Source organism: Pseudobutyrivibrio sp. JW11 (assembly GCF_900115355.1).
Taxonomy (GTDB): Bacteria; Bacillota; Clostridia; order Lachnospirales; family Lachnospiraceae; genus Pseudobutyrivibrio; species Pseudobutyrivibrio ruminis.
This window is the reverse complement of record NZ_FOWB01000002.1, coordinates 332,396-339,797: the sequence shown is the minus strand read 5'-3', so window position 1 is coordinate 339,797 and position 7,402 is coordinate 332,396. Positions and strand designations below refer to the sequence as shown.

At 37.0% G+C, this 7,402-nt stretch carries 8 protein-coding genes; all 8 read left to right on the top strand.

Annotation, left to right across the window (positions count from 1 at the left end; all coding sequences use genetic code 11):
• The first annotated feature begins 376 nt into the window (after positions 1-376).
• The 8 genes from BM102_RS03870 (at position 377) to lepB (ending at position 7,395) form a co-directional block, all read left to right on the top strand.
• Positions 377-751, top strand: a complete 375-nt coding sequence (locus BM102_RS03870) for a hypothetical protein (RefSeq protein ID WP_090479055.1) — start codon at positions 377-379, stop codon at positions 749-751.
• A gap of 333 nt (positions 752-1,084) precedes the next feature.
• Entirely contained in the window at positions 1,085-1,630 is a 546-nt protein-coding gene (locus BM102_RS14620) for an acylphosphatase (RefSeq protein ID WP_330388583.1), read from the top strand.
• Positions 1,631-1,811: 181 nt separating this feature from the next.
• A complete protein-coding gene (locus BM102_RS03860; protein WP_044934276.1) occupies positions 1,812-2,519 on the top strand; it encodes an ABC transporter ATP-binding protein in 708 nt (235 codons plus the stop codon).
• Position 2,520: 1 nt separating this feature from the next.
• The gene (locus BM102_RS03855) at positions 2,521-4,947 is read left to right on the top strand and encodes an FtsX-like permease family protein (RefSeq protein ID WP_177194891.1); all 2,427 of its coding nucleotides are present in this window, start codon (positions 2,521-2,523) and stop codon (positions 4,945-4,947) included.
• 78 nt (positions 4,948-5,025) lie between these two features.
• Positions 5,026-5,544 carry a ribosome maturation factor RimM gene (rimM, locus tag BM102_RS03850; RefSeq protein ID WP_033154036.1) on the top strand — a complete coding sequence of 173 codons (519 nt, stop codon included), beginning with the start codon at positions 5,026-5,028 and terminating at the stop codon, positions 5,542-5,544.
• A gap of 1 nt (position 5,545) precedes the next feature.
• Positions 5,546-6,244: a tRNA (guanosine(37)-N1)-methyltransferase TrmD gene (gene trmD / locus BM102_RS03845; protein ID WP_033154037.1), complete on the top strand. Its 699-nt coding sequence runs from the start codon at positions 5,546-5,548 to the stop codon at positions 6,242-6,244.
• Between the two features lie 105 nt (positions 6,245-6,349).
• On the top strand, positions 6,350-6,700 hold the full coding sequence (gene rplS / locus BM102_RS03840; RefSeq protein ID WP_033154038.1) for a 50S ribosomal protein L19: 351 nt from the start codon (positions 6,350-6,352) through the stop codon (positions 6,698-6,700).
• 98 nt (positions 6,701-6,798) lie between these two features.
• On the top strand, positions 6,799-7,395 hold the full coding sequence (gene lepB / locus BM102_RS03835) for a signal peptidase I (RefSeq protein WP_044934285.1): 597 nt from the start codon (positions 6,799-6,801) through the stop codon (positions 7,393-7,395).
• Positions 7,396-7,402: the final 7 nt, after the last annotated feature.

Sequence of the window (7,402 nt, the reverse complement as noted above, 5' to 3'; positions counted from 1 at the left end):
AAAGACAAACAAGAGCTGTAGCTGGCAGGAGTTTTCTCCGTGGGGCATAGACCCTGGTAAATAGCTTGGCTGGCACTCAGTGTATGAACAGGTGGGACGAAGGAAGTTGGGACACGATCCCTATAGACACGGAAGGTTCACTATCATAGCTAACAGAGGAATAAACGCCTTCATAAAGAAAAATCAGGATGCTTTATGAAGTGTACCTAAAATTAGCTATTCAGTACCAGATACAATGACTGTTCATGCAATTTTGCTCTTGATTTGAGGTTATAAAGGAAGAAAAAATACCTATAATTCAAGCATTTGAGGCTTGAAACATTAGGAAGGTGAAGACAAAGTATATAATAAAATCTATGATCGTAATGATGTGTTATTGTGGGATGTAATTGAATTTCAAGATGATATAACTTTAAAAGTTAATATTATATCTACCAATTCGAAATATAAGCAAGGAATCAGGTTTGCTGTTGATTTTGGAAATGGCGTAATAGATATTAATGGATTTACTGGTAAAGAGTTCTACCTGATGGAAGATACCTGTCCGAAAGATGCGATAGTAAAAGTAAGTTCAGAAAAAGGGAAACTTAGTGTTTACAATGTGTATGAGAGGGCTGATGGAAATCTTCGTTCGTTAGGTGATTACAGTGGAATGCTTGTAAAACAAAATGGTAAGTGTAGAGAGTATAGATGTACCACCTCGAGTATCGACGATTTTAATACACTAGTTTTTTCTATAGAGACTATGTAGTTAGAAATGTAGGTGCCTGAACCAATGTGGTAATGTACTCCTTTTTAAGTATTAATTCGCCAGCATATTACATTAATAATTTTTGAAGTATATGATTATAATGGGCGTCACGACACGTATTTACTGAGATAGTGGATCTTTTGCGCCCAAAGAAATATGTAAAATGGCTGTAATTTGGGCGGAGGCAACGTAAGCATAAGGGGATGCAGAGAAATGCGCCCAAATCGAAGGTTTTTAAACAAAGAATTGGGCGTAGCTGACGAATATATGGGGAGCATGTCATATTTGCGCCCATTTAAATAGCTAAGTGGGAAGACTGTAAGGGGGGGAATAATGAGTCAAAATAAAACTAAAAGAGAATTTAATCCTTTTATACTGCTGATAATCATTCCGTTTCAGCTACTCTTTGATTATCTTGTTTTACATTTTACGCTTGAATTGGAATTGCATGGTAATCCAGATGCCCATGGGCATCCTACAGGTTTGATGACGGCGACTATGTTTATTTTCATGTCAGTGATAACGCTTGTTGTCATTATTCTAACGCTGTTTAGCATTATAATAATTTACATGGTCAGAAATAAGAGGATGAAAGCGATGGTGAATCAGTTGGTTAGATATAGAATGATATTTACCGGTAGAGTGCAGGGAGTTGGTTTTAGATATACAGCTAATAATGCAGCCAACCAGTATCACCTTACTGGGTACGTGAAAAATGAATATGATGGCTCGGTCACTGTAGAGGTTCAGGGAGCCGAGGAAGCTATATACTTGTTTATTAAGTCATTGGCTAATGATAGGTATATTGCTATTGACGATATGCAAAAGCAGCAGATTCCTATTGAAGCTGATGAAAGAGGCTTCATTGTACAGTATTAAATCAGGATGATGAATTGAACTTGCTATCATAGATGGTTAATGACAGACATCTAGTCCATAAGGGCTAGGTGCTTTTTTTATATTTATGATAGAATTCACAAATTGTAGTTAGAATTAACTAACCAAATGTGCTATTATTTAATTCAGATTGAAAAGGCTAGATAAGACAAGGAGGAGACAGGTGAATAAAGTATCTTTAAGAAATGTATCAAAGGTTTATAACGTGGGAGAAAAAGAGTTTCGAGCTTTGGACCATGTTGATTTAGACATTGAGGAAGGAAAATTTGTAGTAATACTTGGTCCGTCAGGAGCAGGAAAATCTACATTACTTAATCTCATTGGAGGAATGGATACTCCTTCTGAAGGAGAGGTTATTGTAAATGGGGAAAATATTACCGGATATTCAGAAAACAAGCTCAGCGATTTTAGAGCTAAATCGGTAGGCTTTATTTTCCAGTTTTACAATATTCTTCCTTCACTTACTGTAAAAGAAAATGTGGAGTTGATTAATGAAATTGTAAAAGATCATCTTGATGCGTCAGAAGCACTTCAGGATGTGGGATTATCAGAACACATGAATAAATTTCCAAATCAATTATCTGGTGGCGAGCAGCAGCGTGTTTCTATCGCACGTGCTATTGCAAAGAATCCAGCACTTCTTTTATGCGATGAACCTACAGGCGCCCTCGATTCTCAAACAGGCGTAATGATTCTCAAGATTTTGAAAAAGCAAACTACAAAGGAAAGAGGTAATAATACAGTTATTATCGTTACCCATAATGCACTTATTGCAGATATCGCCGACGTTGTTATACGTGTAAAAAACGGCAAAATAAAGAGTGTAGAAGAGAATGCAAATCCAGCAAACATAGATGAGGTTCAATGGTAAAATGTTGAGAAAAAAATTATTAAGAGATATAAAGGAAAACTTGGGACAGTTCTTTACAATTTTTGCCATGATATTTTTGGCGATTATGGCATTTTCAGGTATCAATTCTTTTTCAGATGGATTGAAGTATTCTTCAGTAGAATTCTATGAAAAAAATAATATGCAGGATTTATGGTTGTATGGTGAAAACTTTTCCGAGGAAGATTTAGATAAAATCAAGGCGTTAGACAATGTGACAGATGTGGAAAGATATTTCTCTATGCAGGGGTCGGTTGATGTAAAGAATAGTGAGAGCTCTGAAATTGAGAATATTCAAGTTGAGTTGAATTTCCTGGACCCAGAGGATGATGAAAAGAATATTTCAACCATGTATTTAAGAGATGGTGAGGAATACAGCCCTGATAAAGATGGTGTTTGGGTTGGATATTATTTCGCTAAGGCTAGAGATATTCAAGTTGGAGATGAACTGACATTTTATGTAGAGGGCTATGAATTTACAGAGGTGGTTCGAGGAATTGTATCATCTCCAGATCACGTATATACGGTATCTGACCCTACTGTTATTTTCCAGGATGCCGCTGATTTTGGATGGGTCTATTTGTCCATGAATGAGTGTCCTATAGATTTTGGAATGGATGATTTCTACATCTATCCAAATGCTATAGTTGATGTGACAGGTGTAGCTCCTAATCCATATATTAATTCTAGTGAGCTTGATGAATTTGAGAACAAGTTAAAGTCAGTAAAGAATGAGCTGTATGAGCTAGATGACATTTCTATAAGTGCAATCACTGGCAGAGATGTATGGCCATCTTATGAGACTTTAAAGGCTGAATCGGAAGAGGGTGATACCTACTCTGGAATGTTTACTGTATTGTTTGTTTTCATAGCAGGTCTTTCTGTTGTTACAACTATGAGTCGATTTGTAAAGAAACAGCGAGTGCAGATTGGAACATTGAAGGCTTTAGGATTTAGAAATAAAAAAGTTACAATGCATTATATTGCATATGGCTTTTGGGTAAGCTTAATTGCTGCAATTCTCGGAATTGCAATTGGTGGTCCTGTACTTGGTCAGCCTTTCCTTAACATGGAGCTCTCTATGTTTGATTTGCCTGACGCTCACAGATGTATTCTAAGTAAGAATTATATAGTTGCTTCTTTAATTGTTATCGTAATTACGATAATTACTTATTATTCAATAAAGAGTATTTTGAAGGAATCTGCAGCTCAAACTCTTAGACTTGAAGTTCCACATATTAAGATTAAGGCAAAGGAAGGCGGCAAAGGGCTAAGCGCCAAATTGCCATTTTCCGTAAAATGGAATCTGAGGGATATTCTCAGAAGTAAATCAAGAAGTATCATGGCTATAGTTGGTGTTATGGGTTCTACACTTTTAATAGTGATGGCATTTGGTATGCAGGATTCACTTCAGCACTATCTTGTATGGGAGTTTGATAAGATACAAGCATATAATTACAAGCTTAATCTTTCGGAAAATGTTTCAGATGAAAGATTGGATGAATTGTTTGATGCATACGGAGATGCAACCAGTCAGACAGTTGCCATCGAATACAAGGATTCAGAGGGTAATATAGTAACTTCTTCTATTACTGTAAATGATTCAGATGGATATTTACGAGTATCCGACCATGATACAAACACCTATGATATTAATGATGGAATACCAGGAAACACAGATGGAGACGTAAATGAAGCTGGGGCGCTTTTTGCAACAGAAAAACTTCTTAAAGATAATGATTTTTCATTAGGAGATACAGTTAAATGGAGAATCATGGGGGAGGATGATTGGTATGAAACTAAGATTGTAGCCGCCTACAGAGATCCGCAGAGTCAACAGTTTTCTATGACAAGAGTAGCCTTTGAAGGCCTGGGCGAGGATTATATTTGCGATACCATTTATACAAATGATGATCTTAGTGATTTAACTGACTCAGATATAGATGGAGTATCTACGATTTCATCAATTGAATCATTGAAAGAGCAGATGAATGTTATGCTTGAGATGATAAGCAGCATGATAGTTTTATTAATCGCAATATCAGCTATCCTTGGGTTTATTATCATTTACAATATGGGAATTCTTGCACTTAGCGAGAAGATGTACCAGTTTGCAACGCTTAAGGTATTAGGCTTTAAGTTTAATAAACTGGCGCTTATTTACACCCAGCAAAATCTATGGCTTACCTTAGTAGGGATAATCCTTGGTTTACCGCTGGGGTATGAATTTACTGACTGCATGTTTAAATATGCTATAGGTGACAATTACGATTTCTTTGCAAACATAGATATATCAGCCTATCTTATTGCAATAATAGGTACACTTTTAATCATGTTTGTTACAAGTATTGCTTTGTCTCGTAATCTAAAAAAGATAGATATGGTTGCAAGCCTCAAGGCCAATGAGTAAAATAATTGATAGCCCTATCATTTGCAAAGAACTATTTGTATATGATAGTCTAAAAGAAAAAATTAGGAGTTAATTAGTTTGGAAGATTTATATCAGGTTGGTTCAATTACACAGACTCATGGAATTAGAGGCGAGGTAAAGGTTTTTCCTCTTACAGACGATATTTCCAGATTTAAGAATATGAAGAATTTGCTTTTGGATGCTGGTAAGGAGGGCTATATCAGCCTTGAGGTTGAAAATGCTCGTCCACAGAAGAATCTTGTTATCCTTAAGTTCAAAGGCATCGATAATATCAATGATATTGAAAAATATAAGGGTCACGGCCTTTATGTCACAAAGGACAATCGCGTAGACCTTAAGGAGGATGAGTATTTCATCGCAGATCTTATTGGCTGTGATGTTTATCTTGATTCTGACAAGGACAACAGATTCGGCACTATTTCTGATGTTATGGAAACAGGTGCTAATGATGTTTATGAGATTACCCTTGAAAGCGGCAAAACTGTTCTCGTCCCAGCTATCAAGGATTGCATCTTGGATGTAGATATCGAAGGGCGCAGAATGGAAATTCATTTGATGGAAGGATTGATGGATTAATATGAAGTTTTATATTTTAACCCTTTTTCCGGAAATGATTGAGGATGCGTTAAATACCAGTATCCTTGGCCGTGCTAGCAAGGCTGGTTCTATTTCATTCGAAGCTATTAATATTCGTGATTACACACTTGATAAGCATAAAAAGGTGGATGATTATCCATATGGCGGTGGTGCCGGCATGGTTATGCAGGCTCAGCCAATATACGACGCATATCAGGCAGTCTGCGAAAAGGCCGGTCACAAGGTTCATTGCATCTATTTGACACCACAGGGTAAGCTTTTTAAGCAGCCAGATGCAAAGACACTTGCTTTAAAAGAAGATATTTGTTTGCTTTGCGGACATTACGAGGGCATCGATGAACGAGTACTTGAGGAAATCGTTGACGAGTATTATTCAATCGGTGACTATGTACTTACTGGCGGTGAGCTTCCATCACTTGTTATGATTGATGCTATTTCACGTATGGTTCCAGGAGTACTTACAAACTCAGAATCAGGAGAGGATGAATCTTTAGAAAACAATCTTTTGGAATATCCTCAGTATTCTAGGCCAGAGGTTTGGAACGACAGACGAGTTCCAGCTATTCTTTTATCAGGTGATCATGCAAAGGTTGATGCGTGGAGACACGAACAGTCAATTGAACGCACAAAAGAGCGTAGGCCTGATTTATATGCTAAATATTTGGAAAATGATTGTTGATTATTATAAACAACCATGTTATTATAAATGAGTTGCAAAAAAGAGATGTTCCGCTGTTATTCAATAGGGAATATTAAGAATGTCGCTAAATTTGGAGGAATTAAAATGAACGCAAACGAGATTATCAGAAACATTGAAGCTGCCGAGCTTAAGGCAGAAGTACCTGAGTTTCAGGTAGGTGACACAGTAAAGGTTTACGGCCGTATCGTTGAAGGTAACCGTACTCGTACACAGGTATTCGAGGGTACAGTTATTAAGAGACAGGGTGGAAGCAACCGTGAGACATTCACAGTTCGTAAGTCATCAAACGGCGTAGGCGTTGAAAAGACTTGGCCACTTCACAGCCCTAACGTTGAGAAGATCGAAGTAGTTAGAAAAGGTAAAGTTCGTAGAGCTAAGCTATTCTACCTCAGAGAGCTCACAGGTAAGAAGGCAAAGGTTAAGGAGAGAATCTAATCTCGGAATCCACTGGAACAGTCACTTTATTGTGACTGTTCTTTATTTTTAGACTAAAGTGCGGTATATTTATACTAAAGATTTAAAGGGATTTTTGTATGCTTTTATCAATTAAACGATTATTTAATAAAACCTTTCATCGTAGAAACGATGGACTAAATTTTAGAAGACGCCGCAAGAAAATAAATTTCGATAAAGTAAGATACGTTTTGATATTTTTGCTGGAATTAGTGCTTGTGATTGGCTTGGCATTTGGAGTTGTAACTGCATTCGGCAAACAGGTAGAATGTTCCAATGCATCTATGGAGCCAACCTATCAAACATCCGATATATTACTTGTAAACACTATTGCTTACAAGTTTTCTGAGCCAGAGGCAGGGGATGTTATTGCATTCAAGCCAAAGTCTAATGTTAATGCTAGCTACAGCGTAAAGCGTGTTATTGCAGTACCGGGGGATACTATCTATATCAGCAATGGCCGTATCTACATCAATGATGAATTATACAAGGAAAATCTCGATGTGGAACGCATAGAAAATCCAGGTATTGCAGCTACTCCAATTACGCTTTTGGATGACCAGTATTTTGTGCTGGGAGATAATCGTAATTCTTCTGAGGATTCACGTTATGAAAGTGTTGGCTTTGTTACCAACGAAGATATTTTAGGTAAGGTTTGGGCTAAATACCCATTCTAACGAGAGG